This is a genomic window from Mycolicibacterium austroafricanum (genome assembly GCF_000612725.1).
In the GTDB taxonomy this organism is placed as follows: domain Bacteria; phylum Actinomycetota; class Actinomycetes; order Mycobacteriales; family Mycobacteriaceae; genus Mycobacterium; species Mycobacterium austroafricanum.
The window spans coordinates 82,930-99,299 of the sequence record NZ_HG964462.1 but is presented as its reverse complement, the minus strand read 5'-3'; the positions used below and the strand labels follow the sequence as shown (position 1 = coordinate 99,299).

The window sequence follows — 16,370 nt, the reverse complement described above, 5'->3', positions numbered from 1 at the left end:
CCTGGCAATCTGCGTGCCAGTGCGCAACGACGCGCACGCACCCGAAGATGCCGTGGACGCTGGAAGGCCGGTAGATCATGAGTGACGGCGACATGGAGGATGCCGCTGCTACTCATCGCCGTCCGCACCCCGGCGATGAATGGCTTACCCGATCCGCGCGGCCGAAGCGAGGCGCCGCGCCGTGGGAGCGCACAACCGATACCCCACCTTCGGCGCAGGAGCCCGAGTCCGGGGACGAGTCGGCGCCCATCACCGTCGCGGACCTGATTGCGAAGATCCACGGCGAGGCACCTCCGTCGGAACCGACGCGGCACCGCGCCGAGCCGGAGCTCGACTACGAACCCGAGCCGGAGCGCCACGGCCAACCCGAGCCGGCGCCCTACGGCCAACCCGAGCCGGAGCGCCACGGCCAACCCGAGCTGGGGCGCTACGGCCAACCCGAGCTGGGGCTCGGCGAGGAACCTGAGCCGTACCCCGACGGCGACGATCTGGACACCATGGTCCTGCCCGCCCTCGACCCGTCCCGCGCCGACCTGCCGGACCTGACCGCGACGCGCCCGCCTGCGCACACGCTGCCGAAGCCCCGCCTGCGTCCGTCCGGCCGAATTGCCGTGGTGGGGCGCGTGGCGGCGGCGCTGGTCGCCGTGCTCGCCCTGGTGCTCACCGGCGGCGCCTGGCAATGGCAGTCCGCCAAGAACAACCTGCTCAACCGGGTCTCGGCGCTGGATCCCGATTCCCGCGACATCGTCGACCCGAACGCGCAGTTCGGTGACGAGAACTTCCTCATCGTCGGCACCGACAGCCGACTCGGCGAGAACGCCGGGATCGGGGCGGGGACCACCGAGGATGCCGCCGGCGCCCGGTCGGACACCGTGATGTTGGTGAACATCCCGGCGAATCGCAAACGCGTTGTGGCCGTGTCGTTTCCCCGTGATCTCGAGATCGAGCCGATGAAGTGCGAGCCGTGGAATCCCGAGACCCGGGAGTACGGGCCGATCTCCGACCCTGAATCGCCGATGTACGGCATGGACGAGGCCTACACCGAGTACAAGCTGAACTCGGCCTTCGCCGTCGGCGGGCCCAAGTGTCTGGTGAAAGTCATCCAGAAGCTGTCGGGGCTGCACGTGAACCGTTTCATGGCAGTCGATTTCGTCGGCTTCTCGAAGATGGTCGATGCGCTCGGCGGCGTCGAGGTGTGCAGCACCACCCCGATCGAGGACTACGAACTCGGCACCGTGCTGGCCACCGCGGGACGCCAGATCGTCGACGGGCATACCGCGCTGAACTACGTGCGGGCACGGCAGGTGACCACCGAGACCAACGGCGATTACGGCCGCATCAAGCGCCAGCAGCTGTTCCTGTCGTCGCTGCTGCGGTCGCTGATCTCGAAAGAGACGTTCTTCTCGCTGTCGAAGCTCAACAACGTGGTGAACATGTTCATCGGTGACAGCTACGTCGACAACGTCGACACCAAGGACCTCGTCGACCTCGGCCAGTCCGTGCAGGGCGTCAACGCGGGCCGCATCACCTTCGTCACGGTGCCCACGGTCGGATACGCCGACGAGTGGGGCAACGAGATCCCCCGCACCGAAGACATGCAGGCCCTGTTCGACGCGATCATCAACGACGACCCGCTGCCCGAGGAGCGCAACGCCGACAACACCCCGGTACCGGGCACCCCCGAATCGCTGACGAATCCCGCCCCGGCACAGCCGGATCAGGGCCAGTCCGGAGGCGAGATCGTCGACGCCATCACCACCGATCCGCAGAGTGTGACCGTCCAGGTGTCGAACTCCACCGGCTCGACCGGGTTGGGGTCGACCACGGCCGACGCGTTGCAGGCGTACGGCTTCAATGTCACCACGCCGGACGACTACCCGGGCCCACTGCCCCGCACCACGGTGTTCTTCTCGCCCGGCAACGAAGAGGCGGCCGCCACCGTCGCGTCGTCATTCGCCGACGCGGCCATCGAACGCGTCGCCGGGATGGACGATGTGGTGCAGGTGGTGCTCGGCAGCGACTTCAACGCGGTCACCGCCCCCTCCCCCAGCGGATCCCCGGTCCAGGTGCACGTCATCCGCGGCACCAAGACTCCGGCCACCACGCTGCCCGAAGACCTCACCGTGACCAACGCCGCGGACACCAGCTGCGACTAGCCGACCGACGTTTGGGCAGGTGGCATTCACCTTTCGTTCACCGGCCGACTCGTGACGGTACGGTTGCCGCCCCGGTAGGGTTGTCGCATGCGTACCGCGTACCACGAGCAGCTGGAGGCCCTGTCCAACAGGCTTGGCGACATGTGCGGACTTGCCGGGGTCGCCATGGAGCGAGCCACGCAAGCCCTACTGCAGGCCGACCTGGCGCTGGCCGAGCAGGTGATCACCGACCATGAGCAGATCGCGGCGCTCAGCGCCCGCGCCGAGGAGGAGGCCTTCGTCCTCCTCGCCCTGCAGGCGCCCGTCGCGGGTGATCTACGGGCCATCGTGAGCTCGATCCAGATCGTGGCCGACGTCGACCGGATGGGCGCGCTGGCGCTGCATGTCGCCAAGATCGCCCGGCGCAGGCACCCCCAGCACGCACTGCCCGAGGAAGTCAACGGCTACTTCGCCGAGATGGGCCGGGTGGCTGTCGAACTCGGCCACAGCGCCCAGGAGGTGCTGATCACGCAGGATCCGGAGAAGGCCGCCCGGATCCGCGAAGAGGACGACGCGATGGACGACCTGCACCGGCACCTGTTCACCGTGCTGATGGACCGCGAATGGAAGCACGGAGTGGCCGCCGCCGTCGACGTGACGCTGCTCGGACGGTACTACGAGCGCTTCGCCGACCACGCGGTCGAGGTGGCCCGTCGGGTCATCTTCCAGGTCACCGGGAACACCCCCACGGAACAAGAGGTCTCCGAACACTACTGACCATGTCGACATGCCAGAGAACCCCCCGGGTGGATCCCGGGGGGTTCTTCGTTATGCCGTTAGTGCCGAACCAGATTCAGCCGAAGCGGCCGGAAATGTAGTCCTCGGTGGCCTTCTGGCTCGGGTTCGAGAAGATCTTCTCGGTGTCGTCCACCTCGATGAGTTTGCCCGGCTTACCGGTCGCCTCGAGGTTGAAGAACGCCGTCTGATCACTCACACGCGCAGCCTGCTGCATGTTGTGCGTGACGATCACGATCGTGTAGTCCTGCTTCAGCTCCGAGATCAGGTCCTCGATCGCCAGTGTCGAGATCGGATCGAGCGCCGAGCACGGCTCGTCCATCAGCAACACGTCCGGCTGCACCGCGATGGCACGGGCGATGCAGAGACGTTGCTGCTGACCGCCGGACAGGCCGCCGCCCGGCTTGTCGAGACGATCCTTGACCTCATTCCACAGGTTTGCACCCTTGAGGGACTTCTCGGCGATGTCATCGAGGTTCCTACGAACCCCCTGCAGCTTCAGCCCGGCCACCACGTTGTCGCGAATCGACATGGTGGGGAACGGATTCGGCCGCTGGAACACCATGCCGATGGTTTTGCGAACGCTCACCGGGTCGACACCCGAAGCGTAGATGTCCTCACCATCGAGCAGCACCGAACCTTCCACGCGGGCGCCGGGCAGCACCTCGTGCATCCGGTTCAGCGTGCGCAGCACGGTGGACTTACCGCAGCCCGAGGGGCCGATGAACGCCGTGACGCTGCGGGGCATGACAGACAGACCCACGTCTGCGACCGCGTGGAACGAACCGTAGTAGATGTTGAGATCTTTGAGATCCAGCCGCTTGGCCATGAGGCTCCTAAACTCTGTTCCGCATCAGGTATCGGTTGATGAATGCAGCGCCGATGTACAGCGCGGCGATGATCAGGATCAGCGTCAGGGCGGCACCCCAGACACGCAGAACGCCTGCCGCCTCCGGGTTGACCAGTTCCGTGTAGATCAACAGGGGCAGCGATGCCATGTTGCCTTCGAACGCGTCCATGTTGATGGAACGGCTGTAGCCCACCAGCACCAGCACCGGGGCCGTCTCGCCCATGACCCTGGCCAGCGCCAACAGGATGCCGCTGATCATCCCGGGCAGCGCCGTGGGCACGACGATGCGCGCGATGGTCTTCCACTTCGGAACACCTAAGGCGTAGGACGCTTCTCGCAGCTCATCGGGCACCAGTTTGAGCATTTCCTCGGTGTTGCGGACAACCACGGGAAGCATCAGCAACACCAGTGCCAGCGATACGGCAAATGCGCTCTGCTCGAATCCCAGGGTCGCGATCCACAGCGCGAAGATGAACAGTGCCGCCACGATCGACGGCACACCGGCGAGGATGTCGACCATGAAGGTGGTGACCTTGGCGAACCGGCCCTGGCCGTACTCGACCAGATACACCGCGGCCATGACACCCAGGGGCACTGACAGCAGTGCCGCGATGGCGGCCTGGATCAGGGTGCCGTAGATCGCGTGGTACACGCCACCGGCGAACTCCTCGGGCAGCACGCCGGCCAGCGAGTTGGTCCACCATGTCGATGAGACGATCGCGGTGACACCCTTGGCCAGCACTGTGTAGATCAACCACACCAACGGGATCATCGCGAGAACGAACGACGCGGTGAACAGCGTTGTGGCCAAGCCGTTCTTGAACTTCCGTGCGGTACTGAGCGGATGGAAGGTCGGGCCCTTCACCGCCTCGTCAAGCGTCGCGGTCATCCTCCACTAACCCTTCCGCCGGCCGCGGCCCGGGCCAGCGCGTTGACGATGAATGTCAACGCGAAGAGCACGAAACCGGCGGCGATGTATGCACCTGTCGGCAGCGGGGCACTGAATTCAGCTGCCGCCGAGGCGATCTTGGACGCGAATGTGTAGCCGCCGTCGAACAGCGACCAGTGTCCGGCCTGCGCGGCCGTGCGCAGGATGATCAGGATCGCGATGGTCTCACCCAGCGCGCGACCCAGGCCCAGCATCGATGCCGCGATCATCCCGCTGCGGCCGTAGGGGAACACCGTCATGCGGATGACTTCCCATTTGGTCGCGCCGAGCGCCTGCGCGGCCTCGACATGGCCCCGCGGGGTGAGCGCAAACACCTCGCGGGTGACCGAGGTGATGATCGGCAGGATCATCACCGCCAGGACGATTCCCGCGGTGAAGATCGTGCCACCGCCGGCCAGCGATACGTTGCCCTCGGAGAACAGGAAGAACCAGCCGAGGTTGTCGTTGAGGAAAGTCGCCACCGGCGTCAGCCACGGAGCGAGCACAAAGATGCCCCACAGACCGAACACGATCGACGGCACCGCCGCCAGCAGATCGACCAGCATGGCGAACGGCCTGGCCAACCGTGCGGGGGCGTAGTTCGTCAGGAAGGCCGCTATGCCGATGGCGATCGGCACCGCGATCACAAGCGCGAACACCGAGCTGAGGACCGTGACCATGAACAGGTCTCGGATACCGAACCGCAGGTTATCGGGGTCGCTGGTGAGAAACTCCGTGCTGAACAGGAAGTTGGCCTGGTTGGCCTGGATCGACGGTAGCGCCTTGATGATCAGGAAAAGCGCCATCAACGCAATCGCCCCGATGATCGTGGCGCCGGCGGCGATCGCGATCGACTTGAAGACGGTGTCGCCCCACCGTCCGCCGCCCTGCCTCAACGCTGATCCCTTCCCGGGTGTGGTTGGCATGTCGGGAGTATCCCCGCCCCGCTGCGGGCTCGCCGGGTTAACCGACGAGCCCACAGCGGTCGAATCTGGTGTCACAGCCATCAGACGGTGCTACTAGGACGTCGCGTTGATGGCGTCCACGGCTTCGGTGAGCCGCGTCTTGAACGCCTCGGGAATCGGGATGTAGCCGTTCTCCTCGAGACCGGTCTGCCCGTTACCGAGCGCGGAGTGCATGAACGCCTTGACCGCGGTGGCCACCTCGGCATCGGGGTACTGCGAGCACACGATCTCGTAGGCCGCGAGCACGATCGGGTACGCACCCGGCTCGGACGGCTTGTAGAACGACGTCGTGTCCAGCACGAGGTCGTTGCCCTCGCCCTTGAACTTGACACCGTCGATCGCCTTGCCGGCGGACTCCGTGCTCAGCTCGACCGGCTCCGGTCCGGCCGAGGTGATGATCTTGGCGATCGACAGGTTCTGAGCCTTGGCGAACGACCACTCGTTGTAGGTGATCGAGCCGGGGGTGTTCTTGATCGCAGCGGAGGTGCCCTCGTTACCCTTGGCGCCCTCGCCCACACCGCCGGCGAACGACTTGCCCGCACCCTTGCCCCAGGCGCCGTCCGACGCCGCGTCGAGGTACTTCTGGAAGTTGTCGGTGGTGCCCGACTCGTCGCTGCGGAAGATCACGTTGATCGGCTGGGCCGGCAGGGTCGCGCCCTGGTTGAGCGCTGCGATCTCGGGTGCATCCCAGGTCTTGACGGTGCCGTTGAAGATCTTGCCGAGCGTCGGGCCGTCGAGCACCAGGCCGTCCACGCCCTCAAGGTTGTAGGTGATCGCGATCGGCCCGAACACCGCGGGCAGATTCCATGCCTCGCTGCCGCCGCAACGCTCCTTGGCCTTCTCGATCTCCCCCTTCTCCGCGTTCAGCGGGGAATCCGAGCCGCCGAAGTCGGTCTGGCCACCGAGGAACTCCGAGACGCCGGCGCCCGACCCGCTGGAGGTGTAGTTCAGCGTGTAGCCGGGGCAGTCCTGCTCGTAGGCGTTGATGAAGCGGGTCATCGCGTTGGCCTGCGCGGACGAACCGCTGGCCTTGAGCGATTCCTTGCCGCCGCAGTCACCGGCGGGCGCCGCTGTTCCGCCTTCGCCCGATCCCGAGGAGGCGGTGTTGTTGTCACTGCCACATGCCGACAACAGCAGCGTGCCGGCGGCCAGCAGGCTCAGCGCGGCACCAGTTCGATTGGCCTTCACGAAGCTCCTTACAAGTACGGATGAGGGGGAAGACGCAGGTCGCGTCGAGCAGATCTCGCGCTGCTCGGCTGTGAACCTAGGGGCTAGTGGTGAATCAACGCCCCATGGAAGGTGAACGGAAGGTGAACCGGGAAGGGGTGCGAGGCGACGATTTCCCAGCGGGGGTTGACACGGCCTAATTAGGTCGATAGATATTGAGTCAATGCCAATTGAGACAAATGACACCGAGAAGCGGGCCTCGAAGTTCGCGGCCCTCGCCGATCCTTCGCGACTGGCCATCGTCGATCATCTGCTGCTGGCGGACGCCTCTCCGTCGGAGTTGCGCGCGGTGCTGGGCATACAGTCGAACCTGCTCGCTCACCACCTCGGCGTCCTCAAGACCGCCGGCATCGTCCGTCAGACCCGGTCGGAGGCCGACCGCCGACGGACGTATCTGCAACTCGACCACCAAGCCCTGGAGTCGCTGGTCCCCGCCACCGGACGGAAAGCGACCCGCGTCTTGTTCGTCTGCACCCAGAACTCTGCACGCAGCCAACTCGCCGCCGCCATCTGGAACCGGCGCAGCGAACTGCCCGCCGCCTCAGCGGGCACCCATCCCGCCTCCGGTGTGCACCCCGGAGCCGTTGCCGCCGCACGCCGCCACAAGCTCCACCTTCGACCCCACACCCCGCGCTATCTCGGCGACGTCTTGGGCCCGGGCGACCTGGTCATCGCGGTCTGCGACAACGCCCATGAGGAGCTACCCGTCGAACTGCCTCGCCTGCACTGGTCGGTCCCCGACCCAGTGCGGACTGCGCAGGCCGAGGCATTCGATGCCGCGGTGGACGACCTCACCGACCGAATCGAACACCTCGTCCCCCACCTGAAGTCCGCCTGAGAAGGAGAACGTTATGACCGGCAGCACCGCCCCCGAAGCTCATCCGCAACTGCGCCGCGACTTGTCCATCGACCAGCGCCTGGCACTCAAGTCCGCGGCAACACAGTTGGAGAAGGAGTTCGACGGCATCTACGGCGTGGAAACCATCGAACTGTTCCTGCATTCGTCCTATGACCAGTTCGCGGGGCGTGCCAGCATCGTGAACTTCCTTCCGCTGCTCGCCGAACGTTTCGCCCGGCAACGGCTGAGGGCGCTGGCCAAGGTGGAGGGGAAAAGCCAGGACGGCAAGCCCACGGTCCTGTTCCTGTGCACCCACAACGCCGGTCGATCACAGATGGCCATGGGCTTCTTCACCGCGCTGGCCGGCGACGCTGCCGTCGCGTGGTCCGGCGGCTCCGAACCGGGCGACGAGGTCAACCCTGCGGCGGTCGAGGCGATGGCCGAGCGGGGCATCGACATCTCCCGCGAGTACCCCAAACCGTGGACCGAGGAGATCGTCCGCGCCGCCGACGTGATCATCACGATGGGCTGCGGTGACGCCTGCCCGGTTTTCCCCGGCCGTCGCTACGAAGAGTGGAAACTCGACGACCCGGCCGGCCAGAGCGTTGACGACGTGCGGCCGATCCGCGACGAGATCGAGCGCCGCGTTCGCACACTGCTGGTGGAGCTTGACGTTCCCGCCCAAGGATGACTTTGGCGATCAGAGTCGCGCGCCTATTGAGCAGTGTCGTGGAATGGTTGCGCCACGGCTACCCAGCCGACGCGCCCACTCGCGGTCACAGCCCGCTGATCGCGTTACAGGGGCCGATCTCGTTGACGGAGCAGCAACTCCGGCGGTTCTGCGCGGCCACACAGACTTCACCCACACACCCTGAGGAGACCGTTAGATGAGCAAGGTGGAAGTGTTCGAGCCGGCCCTGTGCTGCGCCACCGGAGTCTGCGGCGAGGACGTCGACCAGCAGTTGGTGACGTTCTCCGCGGACCTGGATTTCGTCTCCAGCCGTGGCGGCGACATTTCTCGCTACAACCTGGCCAGCGAGCCTCGCGCGTTCGCCGAGAACGACACCGTGCGAGCCTTTCTCCACGTCGCCGGATCCGTCGGCCTACCGCTGGTACTGGTGGACGGAGTCACCGTGATGACCGGGCGCTACCCCGACCGCAGCCAGCTCGCCGCCTGGGCGGGGATCGACACGCCGGACGGCAAGATCCCGCTCGACATCGAGGACACCACCGCCGCTGGAGGCGGTTGCTGCAGCAGCGACAGTTCCGGCGCCACCAGCTGCTGTTAGAGAGTGCCGACCGATGACCTTGAAGTTCCTCGACGCTCCACCACGGTTCTTGTTCTTCACCGGCAAAGGCGGGGTGGGCAAGACCTCGATCGCGTGTGCCGCCGCAATCCACCTGGCGCGCAACGGCAAACGCGTTCTGCTCGTCAGCACCGACCCGGCGTCCAACGTCGGCCAGGTGTTCGGACTGCGCGTCGGCAACGCCATCACGACGGTTCCCGCCGTCGAGGGCCTGTCGGCGCTGGAGATCGATCCCGAACAGGCCGCAGAGGCCTACCGGGAACGCATCGTCGCCCCCGTGCGAGGCCTGTTGCCCGACAGGGAGGTGCAGTCGATCACCGAACAACTCTCCGGCTCATGCACCACCGAGATCGCCTCGTTCAACGAATTCACCGAACTGCTCACCGATTCCGACGCCCTGACGGGCCAGTTCGACCACGTGCTGTTCGACACCGCACCAACCGGGCACACCATCCGACTACTGCAGCTGCCGGGCTCGTGGACGGACTTCCTCAACGAAGGCAAGGGCGACGCGTCCTGCCTCGGACCGCTGTCGGGTCTGGACAAGCAGCGAGCCATCTACGCCGAGGCAGTCGAGGCGTTGGCAGATCCCCTGCGCACCCGCCTGGTCCTCGTCGCCCGCGCCCAGCGTTCCACTCTCGCCGAGATCACCCGCACACACCGGGAACTCGCTGCGATCGGCCTGACCCGCCAGTACGTCGTGATCAACGGGGTGCTTGCTTCGCCCGCCGGAAACGGCGACCCGCTCGCGGCGGCGATCCACACGCGCGAGCAACAGGCCCTCGGGGCTCTTCCCGACGAGCTTCGGGGACTACCGCTCGATCAGGTCGAGCTGAAGGCCACCAACATCGTGGGCGTGGACGCGCTGGACTCGCTGTTCACCTCGGACGCCGGCATCCCCGAAGGCGATGACGGTGCGGGTCTCCCCGTGGTGGACGCCCCGCTGTCGGCCCTGATCGACGAACTCGCCGAGGGCGACCACGGTTTGATCATGTGCATGGGCAAGGGCGGCGTCGGCAAGACGACCATCGCCGCCGCGATCGCCGTTGCCCTCGCCGACCGCGGCCACCCCGTGCACCTGACGACCACCGATCCCGCCGGGCACCTCTCCGAGACGCTGCACGGAACACTGCCGAATCTGCATGTGTCGAGCATCGACCCGGTCGAGGCGACCCGTGCATACCGCGATCATGTGCTCGCCACCAAAGGCGCCGCGCTCGACGAGCAGGGCCGTTCGATGCTCGAAGAGGACCTCCGCTCGCCCTGCACCGAGGAAGTTGCTGTGTTCCAGGCATTTTCGCGGGTGATCAGTGAGTCGAGAAACAAGTTCGTCGTCGTCGACACCGCACCGACCGGACACACCCTGCTGCTGCTCGATGCCACCGGCTCCTACCATCGCGAGGTGGCTCGGCAGCTCGGCAACCGGCATTTCACCACGCCCCTGATGCGCTTGCAGGACCCCGAGCTCACCAAGGTCATCGTCGTCACACTCGCCGAGACGACGCCGGTCCTGGAGGCCGCCGGGCTGCAGAACGAACTCGAACGCGCCCAGATCCAGCCGTGGGCGTGGGTGGTCAACAACTCGCTCGCCGCCGCGCACCCGACGTCACCGCTGCTGCGTCAGCGCGCGGTCGCCGAGTTACCGCAAATCGACAAGGTCCGAACGGATTACGCGGATCGGGTCGCGGTCGTCCCACTGCTGGCCGGCGAGCCCGTCGGCATCCCCGCCCTGGAAGCGCTCGCCGGGTCACGGACCGCCGCGGTATAGCGGCGAGACCGGAGCTTTCACCCCTCGGCGGCGTAGGCCACGTCGGTGTTGACCACTTCGAAACCCAGCCGTCGGTAGGTCTTCACCGCCGCGGTGTTGTCCGCTTCCACATAGAGCATCACGTCGGCGTCGTGACCGGAGGACAGCAGCCGGTCGGCGAGGTGGTGCAGACCGATCAGCGTGAGCGCACCGCCGAGGCCACGCCCCTGTGCGGCGTTGTCGACCCCGACCACATACACCTCGCCCAGCGTCGCGGAATGCACTTTGGTCCAATGGAATCCGAGCAACCGACCGCTCTCCTCGTCGAAGGCGAGGAAGAAGCCGTCCGGGTCGAACCACTGCTCGTCGCGGCGTTCGGCGATGTCCGCCTCGGTCCAGCCGCCCTGTTCGGGATGCCAGGAGAACGCGGCGTTGTTGACGCGAAGCACCTCGGCGTCGTCCTGTGGCCCGGCATACGTCGCGAAGCGCACCCCGTCGACGGGCGGCGCGGTCGGCAGGTCGGCCAGGGAGCGGCGCATCTGGAGCAGTTCCCTGACGGCGCTCAGACCCAGCGCCGCCGCGGTGGCGCGTGCCGGCTCGAGATCACCGTGCGCCCAGATGCGGGTGTCGGGACCGCCGACGGACAGGGCGGTGCGGATCATCGCCGAGCCGATGCCCCGGCGTCGGGCATCCGGATGAACCACCAGCTCGGCCATCGGCGGCGCGCCGTCACCGGCCGGCGCCAGGTTCAGATAGCCGCGCAGTGCGCCGTCTTGCAGGGCCACCAGATGCCGGGTGCGCTGCTGTCCGAGTTCCCGCAACACCTGGTCGCCGACGGGTGCAACGCCGTCCGCGGACGTCGCGTCGGAGATCAGGTCACGGATGCGTTGTCGCTCGTCGACCGGCAGTACGTCCTGCCAGTCGACGGAGTCCTGCGACGTCACTGACTGCGCAGCGCGTCGCCGAGGGCCTCCGGGACACCGTCACGATCCAGCGATCCGACGCCGTCCTCGTAAGGGTCGTCCCCGTCCAGATCGTCCGAGGGGAGGTCAGCACCGGCTGCGGGTGCCCGCCCACGGGCGGGCCGGACCGCCTTGTAGCCGACGTTGCGCACCGTGCCGATCAGCGCTTCGTACTCGGGACCCAGCTTGGCGCGTAGCCGCCGGACGTGGACGTCGACCGTTCGGGTGCCGCCGAAGAAGTCGTAACCCCACACTTCCTGAAGGAGCTGGGCGCGCGTGAAAACCCGGCCGGCGTGCTGCGCCAGGTACTTCAGCAGTTCGAATTCCTTGTAGGTGAGGTCGAGCGGCCGTCCACGCAGCCGGGCGGTGTAGGTGCCTTCGTCGATGACGAGCTCACCGAGACTGATCTTGCCCAGGTTCTCCTGGTTGGCCATGCCGCCCCGGCGCCCCACCAACAGTCGCAGTCTGGCGTCGATCTCCGCGGGCCCGGTGCTGGGCAGCAGGATCTCGTCGAGACCCCATTCGACGTTGACGGCGACCAGACCGCCTTCGTTGACGACCGCCACGACGGGCACCGACGTGCCGGTGGTGCCGAGTAGGCGGCAGAGGCCGCGAGCGGCGGCCAGATCGGTGCGCGCATCGACGATGGCCACGTCCGCGGTCCCGGCCTCCAGCAAAGACGAGACCTCGGTCGGGGCGGTCCGCACGTTGTGAGCCAGCAGCGCCAACGAGGGCAGGACCGATTCCGGATGCGGGTCAACCGTCAGTAGTAACAGATCCAACTGACCCTCCAACGGCTGTGGAGCTCATCCCCGGGACACCGCCAGACGTCTTTGTCGCGTGGTGACTTCCCAGATTCCTGCCTGACACATGGCCGTTACCCGGCCGATGATCATCTAACGATAGCGTGCCACCTGCCGATAAGCCGCGCTGAACGGTTCCGCCCGGCAGCGTCGGCAACAATGACGTGGTGCGCAAGCTCGTGATCGGTGCCCTCGCGACCCTCGTCGCTGTGGTGCTCGGCGTCGTCGGCACCGACTTCGGGGCCGCCATCTACGCCGAATATCGCCTGGCCAGAAGCGTCCGCAGCTCCGCGAACCTGGACTGGGACCCCTCGGTCGCCATCCTCGGTTTCCCGTTCATCACGCAGGCCCAGCGCCGCCACTACGACGAGGTGGAGATCAAGGCCAGTGGCGTTGATCACGGCGTGGTCGGCAAGGCCTCGCTGGAGGCCACCATGCATTCGGTGGGGCTGCCGGATTCGTGGCTCATCCGGCCGGGCTCGACACTCACCGTCGGGAAGCTGGAGAGCCGGATCATCATCGATTCCACCCACATGGGCCGGTACATGGGGATCCCCGACCTCCTGATCGAGGCGCCGACCCGGGAGACGGAGGATTCCACCGGCGGCACCACGGAGTCGGGCATTTCGAGCAACACCGGGCTGGTGTTCACCGGTACCCCCGACAAGGCCGGTTTCCACGAGCGGGTCAGCATCGCCGTCGACGTCTCGATCACCGGGCCGGAGTCGACGACGTTGGTTCTCACCGCGACCGGTGTCCTCACCGAGCCGGGGACGGCCGATCAGGCGGTACCCGAGGACCGGGTGCCCGCCGTTCTGGCGGCCTTCTCCACGACCCTGCCCGGCCAGAAGCTCCCGTTCGGCATCGCACCCACCACCGAGGGCGCGCGCGGTTCCGACCTCATCATCGAGGGCATCGCCGAGGGAGTAACCATCAACCTCGACGAGTTCCGACTGTCATGAGTTCCTCCTGGATCGCCGTCATCGCGGTTCTCATCGCCGCGTTCGGGCTGGCGTTCGTGATCGGCCGACTGCTGACGCTGCGGTCCGGTCTGATCAAGGGTGCGGCGGAGTGGCCGGCGCTGGATGACAGCGACGTCGATGCGCTGGGCCTGTCGCGGACCGAACCGACCGTCCTGCACTTCAGCGCGGTGTGGTGTGGGCCCTGCGCGGGAGTGCGCCGGGTGGTCGACCAGGTGTGCGCCGAACTGCCCGAGGTGACGCACGTGGAGATCGACCTCGACGCCGATCCGGAGTCGGCGCGCAAACTTTCGGTGTTGTCGCTGCCGACGACGTTCATCTTCGACGCCGACGGCCGGCAGCGATACCGCACCTCCGGCGTGCCGACCGCGGCCGATCTGCGCTCGGCGCTGCAGCCACTGTTGGCTTGATCACCGGTTCTCTGGGTAAGCTGTCAGCCGTGTCAGCCCGCCTTGAGCTTCTGCTCACCAAGCGCCGCGCAGTCGATCTGTGCCGCGTTGCGGGTTGTTGCTGTTGTTGTTGTAGCTGCTGAGTCGCCGCGCCTGCTTTTCGCGCCGCCACTCTGCGACCGGCCCCATCTGGGTCCGCCGCGTCCAGCCGTACCGAAACAACAGGAGCACGACCATGTCGAACATCACACAGAGCAGCGCGCCGACGCAGATCGACGTTCGCGGCCCGCGCTTCGTCGCGTGGGTGACCACCGTCGTCCTCGTCGCCACCCTGCTCGTGTCGGCGCAGCACCCGGCGGCAGCAGCCGTGCTGCTCGGTGCGCAGGCCGTCGTCTTCGCGATCGGCGCGGTGTCGGGTCCGCGCCGGCATCCGTACGGCCGGGTGTTCGCCGCACTGATCGCCCCCAGGCTGGCTCCTGCCACCGACCGTGAACCGGTGGCACCGCTGAAGTTCGCGCAGCTCGTCGGGTTCGCCTTCGCCGTTGTCGGCGTCCTCGGTTTCGCCAGTGGTCTCGCACCGCTGGGCCTGGTCGCCACGGGTTTCGCGCTCGTGGCGGCGTTGCTCAACGCAGCCTTCGGTATCTGTCTGGGCTGCCAGCTCTATCCGCTCGTCACACGCTTGAACCCCACCCGCTAGCAATCGAAAGGATCTCCACATGGCACGCTCCGACGTCCTGGTCACAGCTGACTGGGCCGAGAGCAATCTCGAGGCGCCGAAGACCGTTTTCGTCGAGGTCGACGAAGACACCAGCGCCTACGACACCGGCCACATCCCCGGCGCCGTACGACTGGACTGGAAGACCGATCTGCAGGACCCGGTCAAACGCGACTTCGTCGACGCGGCGCAGTTCTCCAAGCTGCTGTCCGAGCGCGGCATCGCCAACGACGACACCGTCGTGCTCTACGGCGGCAACAACAACTGGTTCGCCGCCTACGCCTACTGGTACTTCAAGCTCTACGGTCACCAGGACGTCAAGCTGCTCGACGGCGGCCGCAAGAAGTGGGAGCTCGACGCCCGCCCGCTGTCCAAGGACACGGTCGAGCGTCCGCAGACCAGCTACACCGCCAAGGAACCCGACAACAGCATCCGCGCTTTCCGCGACGAGGTGATCGCCGCGATCGGCACCAAGAACCTGGTCGACGTGCGCTCCCCCGACGAGTTCTCCGGCAAGATCCTGGCCCCGGCGCATCTGCCGCAGGAGCAGAGCCAGCGCGCCGGGCATATCCCCACCGCCATCAACGTTCCGTGGAGCAAGGCGGCCAACGAGGACGGGACCTTCAAGTCCGATGAGGACCTGGCCAAGCTGTACGCCGAGGCCGGTCTGGACGGGGAGAAGGAGACCATCGCCTACTGCCGCATCGGTGAGCGCTCGTCGCACACCTGGTTCGTGCTGCAAGAGTTGTTGGGACACAAGAACGTCAAGAACTACGACGGCAGTTGGACGGAATACGGCTCCCTGGTGGGTGCCCCGATCGAGTTGGGAAGTTGATATGTGCTCTGCACCGAAGCAAGGACTGACGTTGCCCGCGGGCGTCGACCTGGAGAAGGAGACGGTCATCACCGGCCGTGTCGTCGACGGGTCGGGCCAGGCTGTGGGCGGCGCCTACGTGCGTCTGCTGGACAGCTCGGACGAATTCACCGCCGAGGTGGTCGCGTCGGCGACCGGTGACTTCCGGTTCTTCGCCGCGCCCGGCACCTGGACGCTGCGGGCGTTGTCGCCCGCGGGTAACGGTGACGCCAGCATCGCGCCGTCGGGCGCGGGGATCCACGAGGTCGACGTCAAGGTCGCGTGACGACGAAGTCGGCGCGTGACGACGAAGTCGGCGCGTGACGACGAAGGCGGCGAGGGACGCCGTGAATTCACGCGTCCGTCATCGAGCCTTGCCGTGATCTTGCTGTGAAAGTGCTGCAGGATTAGCTGTCGTCGGCGAATAATATGGTGAACTCCCGCGCCGCCCGGCGCGGGTCAACACCATCAACGCGCGGCTCGCCGCGGACAACAACATAGGACCGACAATGAAGATCACGATCGCCTGCGCCGCGTCGGCGGCCTTTGCCGCAGTTGCTCTGATTGGCGCTCCCGCGGCTCTCGCCGACCCGGAGGGCGACTTCCTGACGGTGATCGGCAACGGCGGCATCACCTGGCCGTCGGACAAGACCCAGCAGGTGATCGAGACGGGCTATGCGGTGTGCCAGGACTGGGACAACGGCGCCTCTTTCGAGCAGGAGGTTGCCGATCTGACCAGCGTGACCGACTGGTCGGATTACCAGGCCGGGTACTTCATCGGTGCGGCCACCGGTGCGTTCTGCCCCCAATACGAGTGGAAGGTCAGCTGACCTACTCCGCTTGACCAGCCGCCGGGAGAGAAATTCTCCCGGCGGC

The 16,370-nt window shown here is 66.6% G+C and carries 21 protein-coding genes; 14 read left to right on the top strand and 7 right to left on the bottom strand.

Annotated elements, in window-relative coordinates:
- Positions 1 to 77 precede the first annotated feature (77 nt).
- Both BN976_RS31040 and phoU read left to right on the top strand, forming a co-directional pair.
- Positions 78 to 2,156: an LCP family glycopolymer transferase gene (locus BN976_RS31040; protein ID WP_036377458.1), complete on the top strand. Its 2,079-nt coding sequence runs from the start codon at positions 78 to 80 to the stop codon at positions 2,154 to 2,156.
- Positions 2,157 to 2,243: 87 nt separating this feature from the next.
- A complete protein-coding gene (gene phoU, locus BN976_RS31035) occupies positions 2,244 to 2,912 on the top strand; it encodes a phosphate signaling complex protein PhoU (RefSeq protein ID WP_036377456.1) in 669 nt (222 codons plus the stop codon).
- 76 nt (positions 2,913 to 2,988) lie between these two features.
- On the opposite strand, the gene pstB is transcribed toward phoU, so the two are convergent.
- The 4 genes from pstB to pstS form a co-directional block, all read right to left on the bottom strand.
- Complete coding sequence (pstB, locus tag BN976_RS31030) at positions 2,989 to 3,759, bottom strand: phosphate ABC transporter ATP-binding protein PstB (RefSeq protein WP_036377454.1); 771 nt, start codon at positions 3,757 to 3,759, stop codon at positions 2,989 to 2,991.
- Between the two features lie 7 nt (positions 3,760 to 3,766).
- Complete coding sequence (gene pstA / locus BN976_RS31025; protein WP_036377451.1) at positions 3,767 to 4,669, bottom strand: phosphate ABC transporter permease PstA; 903 nt, start codon at positions 4,667 to 4,669, stop codon at positions 3,767 to 3,769.
- Entirely contained in the window at positions 4,666 to 5,634 is a 969-nt protein-coding gene (pstC, locus tag BN976_RS31020; RefSeq protein WP_011782232.1) for a phosphate ABC transporter permease subunit PstC, read from the bottom strand. Before pstC ends, pstA begins: the two co-directional genes overlap by 4 nt.
- A gap of 93 nt (positions 5,635 to 5,727) precedes the next feature.
- Positions 5,728 to 6,861, bottom strand: a complete 1,134-nt coding sequence (gene pstS / locus BN976_RS31015; RefSeq protein WP_036377448.1) for a phosphate ABC transporter substrate-binding protein PstS — start codon at positions 6,859 to 6,861, stop codon at positions 5,728 to 5,730.
- Positions 6,862 to 7,063: 202 nt separating this feature from the next.
- Here pstS and BN976_RS31010 point away from each other — a divergent pair, with 202 nt between their 5' ends.
- From BN976_RS31010 to arsA, 5 genes are read left to right on the top strand one after another with little or no spacing between them, the layout of a single operon-like run.
- On the top strand, positions 7,064 to 7,738 hold the full coding sequence (locus BN976_RS31010; protein ID WP_036377445.1) for an arsenate reductase/protein-tyrosine-phosphatase family protein: 675 nt from the start codon (positions 7,064 to 7,066) through the stop codon (positions 7,736 to 7,738).
- A gap of 13 nt (positions 7,739 to 7,751) precedes the next feature.
- Positions 7,752 to 8,429: an arsenate reductase ArsC gene (locus tag BN976_RS31005; RefSeq protein ID WP_011782235.1), complete on the top strand. Its 678-nt coding sequence runs from the start codon at positions 7,752 to 7,754 to the stop codon at positions 8,427 to 8,429.
- On the top strand, positions 8,426 to 8,629 hold the full coding sequence (locus BN976_RS34835; protein WP_084182483.1) for a DUF3349 domain-containing protein: 204 nt from the start codon (positions 8,426 to 8,428) through the stop codon (positions 8,627 to 8,629). The genes BN976_RS31005 and BN976_RS34835 overlap by 4 nt, the downstream gene beginning before the upstream one ends.
- Complete coding sequence (gene arsD / locus BN976_RS31000) at positions 8,626 to 9,027, top strand: arsenite efflux transporter metallochaperone ArsD (RefSeq protein WP_036377441.1); 402 nt, start codon at positions 8,626 to 8,628, stop codon at positions 9,025 to 9,027. Before BN976_RS34835 ends, arsD begins: the two co-directional genes overlap by 4 nt.
- Positions 9,028 to 9,046: 19 nt before the next feature.
- Positions 9,047 to 10,813, top strand: a complete 1,767-nt coding sequence (gene arsA, locus BN976_RS30995; RefSeq protein ID WP_036377531.1) for an arsenical pump-driving ATPase — start codon at positions 9,047 to 9,049, stop codon at positions 10,811 to 10,813.
- A gap of 17 nt (positions 10,814 to 10,830) precedes the next feature.
- On the opposite strand, the gene mshD is transcribed toward arsA, so the two are convergent.
- The gene (gene mshD / locus BN976_RS30990; protein WP_051558670.1) at positions 10,831 to 11,736 is read right to left on the bottom strand and encodes a mycothiol synthase; all 906 of its coding nucleotides are present in this window, start codon (positions 11,734 to 11,736) and stop codon (positions 10,831 to 10,833) included.
- On the bottom strand, positions 11,733 to 12,536 hold the full coding sequence (locus tag BN976_RS30985) for a winged helix-turn-helix transcriptional regulator (RefSeq protein ID WP_011782238.1): 804 nt from the start codon (positions 12,534 to 12,536) through the stop codon (positions 11,733 to 11,735). Before BN976_RS30985 ends, mshD begins: the two co-directional genes overlap by 4 nt.
- A 185-nt stretch (positions 12,537 to 12,721) precedes the next feature.
- On the opposite strand from BN976_RS30985, the gene lmeA reads away from it, so the two are divergent.
- The 3 genes from lmeA to BN976_RS34830 are packed head-to-tail and all read left to right on the top strand — an operon-like array spanning position 12,722 to position 14,069.
- On the top strand, positions 12,722 to 13,519 hold the full coding sequence (gene lmeA, locus BN976_RS30980; protein ID WP_011782239.1) for a mannan chain length control protein LmeA: 798 nt from the start codon (positions 12,722 to 12,724) through the stop codon (positions 13,517 to 13,519).
- Positions 13,516 to 13,947, top strand: coding sequence for a thioredoxin family protein (locus BN976_RS30975; RefSeq protein WP_036377438.1), 432 nt, complete (start codon positions 13,516 to 13,518; stop codon positions 13,945 to 13,947). Before lmeA ends, BN976_RS30975 begins: the two co-directional genes overlap by 4 nt.
- Positions 13,881 to 14,069 (top strand): Ms5788A family Cys-rich leader peptide, encoded by a 189-nt coding sequence (locus tag BN976_RS34830; protein ID WP_356948618.1) that lies wholly within the window; start codon positions 13,881 to 13,883, stop codon positions 14,067 to 14,069. Before BN976_RS30975 ends, BN976_RS34830 begins: the two co-directional genes overlap by 67 nt.
- Here BN976_RS34830 and BN976_RS33985 read toward each other — a convergent pair.
- Positions 14,002 to 14,172 carry a hypothetical protein gene (locus BN976_RS33985; protein ID WP_158498064.1) on the bottom strand — a complete coding sequence of 57 codons (171 nt, stop codon included), beginning with the start codon at positions 14,170 to 14,172 and terminating at the stop codon, positions 14,002 to 14,004. The genes BN976_RS34830 and BN976_RS33985 overlap by 68 nt on opposite strands.
- Here BN976_RS33985 and BN976_RS30970 point away from each other — a divergent pair.
- The 4 genes from BN976_RS30970 to BN976_RS30955 all read left to right on the top strand — a co-directional run bounded on the left by BN976_RS30970 (position 14,162) and on the right by BN976_RS30955 (position 16,324).
- Positions 14,162 to 14,623: a DUF4395 domain-containing protein gene (locus BN976_RS30970; RefSeq protein ID WP_011782241.1), complete on the top strand. Its 462-nt coding sequence runs from the start codon at positions 14,162 to 14,164 to the stop codon at positions 14,621 to 14,623. The two genes, BN976_RS33985 and BN976_RS30970, sit on opposite strands and share 11 nt — an antisense overlap.
- 19 nt (positions 14,624 to 14,642) lie before the next feature.
- Positions 14,643 to 15,476, top strand: coding sequence for a sulfurtransferase (locus BN976_RS30965; protein WP_036377435.1), 834 nt, complete (start codon positions 14,643 to 14,645; stop codon positions 15,474 to 15,476).
- 1 nt (position 15,477) lies between these two features.
- On the top strand, positions 15,478 to 15,780 hold the full coding sequence (locus BN976_RS30960; RefSeq protein ID WP_011782243.1) for a DUF1416 domain-containing protein: 303 nt from the start codon (positions 15,478 to 15,480) through the stop codon (positions 15,778 to 15,780).
- A gap of 223 nt (positions 15,781 to 16,003) precedes the next feature.
- A complete protein-coding gene (locus BN976_RS30955; protein ID WP_011782244.1) occupies positions 16,004 to 16,324 on the top strand; it encodes a DUF732 domain-containing protein in 321 nt (106 codons plus the stop codon).
- Positions 16,325 to 16,370: the final 46 nt, after the last annotated feature.

What these genes read in the sequence shown, in the direction of transcription:
- BN976_RS31040 (WP_036377458.1), top strand. Translation starts at nt 78, where the DNA reads ATGAGTGACGGCGACATGGAGGATGCCGCTGCTACTCATCGCCGTCCG.
- phoU (WP_036377456.1), top strand. Translation starts at nt 2,244, where the DNA reads ATGCGTACCGCGTACCACGAGCAGCTGGAGGCCCTGTCCAACAGGCTT.
- pstB (WP_036377454.1), bottom strand. Translation starts at nt 3,759, where the DNA reads ATGGCCAAGCGGCTGGATCTCAAAGATCTCAACATCTACTACGGTTCG.
- pstA (WP_036377451.1), bottom strand. Translation starts at nt 4,669, where the DNA reads ATGACCGCGACGCTTGACGAGGCGGTGAAGGGCCCGACCTTCCATCCG.
- pstC (WP_011782232.1), bottom strand. Translation starts at nt 5,634, where the DNA reads ATGCCAACCACACCCGGGAAGGGATCAGCGTTGAGGCAGGGCGGCGGA.
- BN976_RS31010 (WP_036377445.1), top strand. Translation starts at nt 7,064, where the DNA reads ATGCCAATTGAGACAAATGACACCGAGAAGCGGGCCTCGAAGTTCGCG.
- BN976_RS31005 (WP_011782235.1), top strand. Translation starts at nt 7,752, where the DNA reads ATGACCGGCAGCACCGCCCCCGAAGCTCATCCGCAACTGCGCCGCGAC.
- BN976_RS34835 (WP_084182483.1), top strand. Translation starts at nt 8,426, where the DNA reads ATGACTTTGGCGATCAGAGTCGCGCGCCTATTGAGCAGTGTCGTGGAA.
- arsD (WP_036377441.1), top strand. Translation starts at nt 8,626, where the DNA reads ATGAGCAAGGTGGAAGTGTTCGAGCCGGCCCTGTGCTGCGCCACCGGA.
- BN976_RS30975 (WP_036377438.1), top strand. Translation starts at nt 13,516, where the DNA reads ATGAGTTCCTCCTGGATCGCCGTCATCGCGGTTCTCATCGCCGCGTTC.
- BN976_RS30970 (WP_011782241.1), top strand. Translation starts at nt 14,162, where the DNA reads ATGTCGAACATCACACAGAGCAGCGCGCCGACGCAGATCGACGTTCGC.
- BN976_RS33985 (WP_158498064.1), bottom strand. Translation starts at nt 14,172, where the DNA reads ATGTTCGACATGGTCGTGCTCCTGTTGTTTCGGTACGGCTGGACGCGG.
- BN976_RS30965 (WP_036377435.1), top strand. Translation starts at nt 14,643, where the DNA reads ATGGCACGCTCCGACGTCCTGGTCACAGCTGACTGGGCCGAGAGCAAT.
- BN976_RS30960 (WP_011782243.1), top strand. Translation starts at nt 15,478, where the DNA reads ATGTGCTCTGCACCGAAGCAAGGACTGACGTTGCCCGCGGGCGTCGAC.
- BN976_RS30955 (WP_011782244.1), top strand. Translation starts at nt 16,004, where the DNA reads ATGAAGATCACGATCGCCTGCGCCGCGTCGGCGGCCTTTGCCGCAGTT.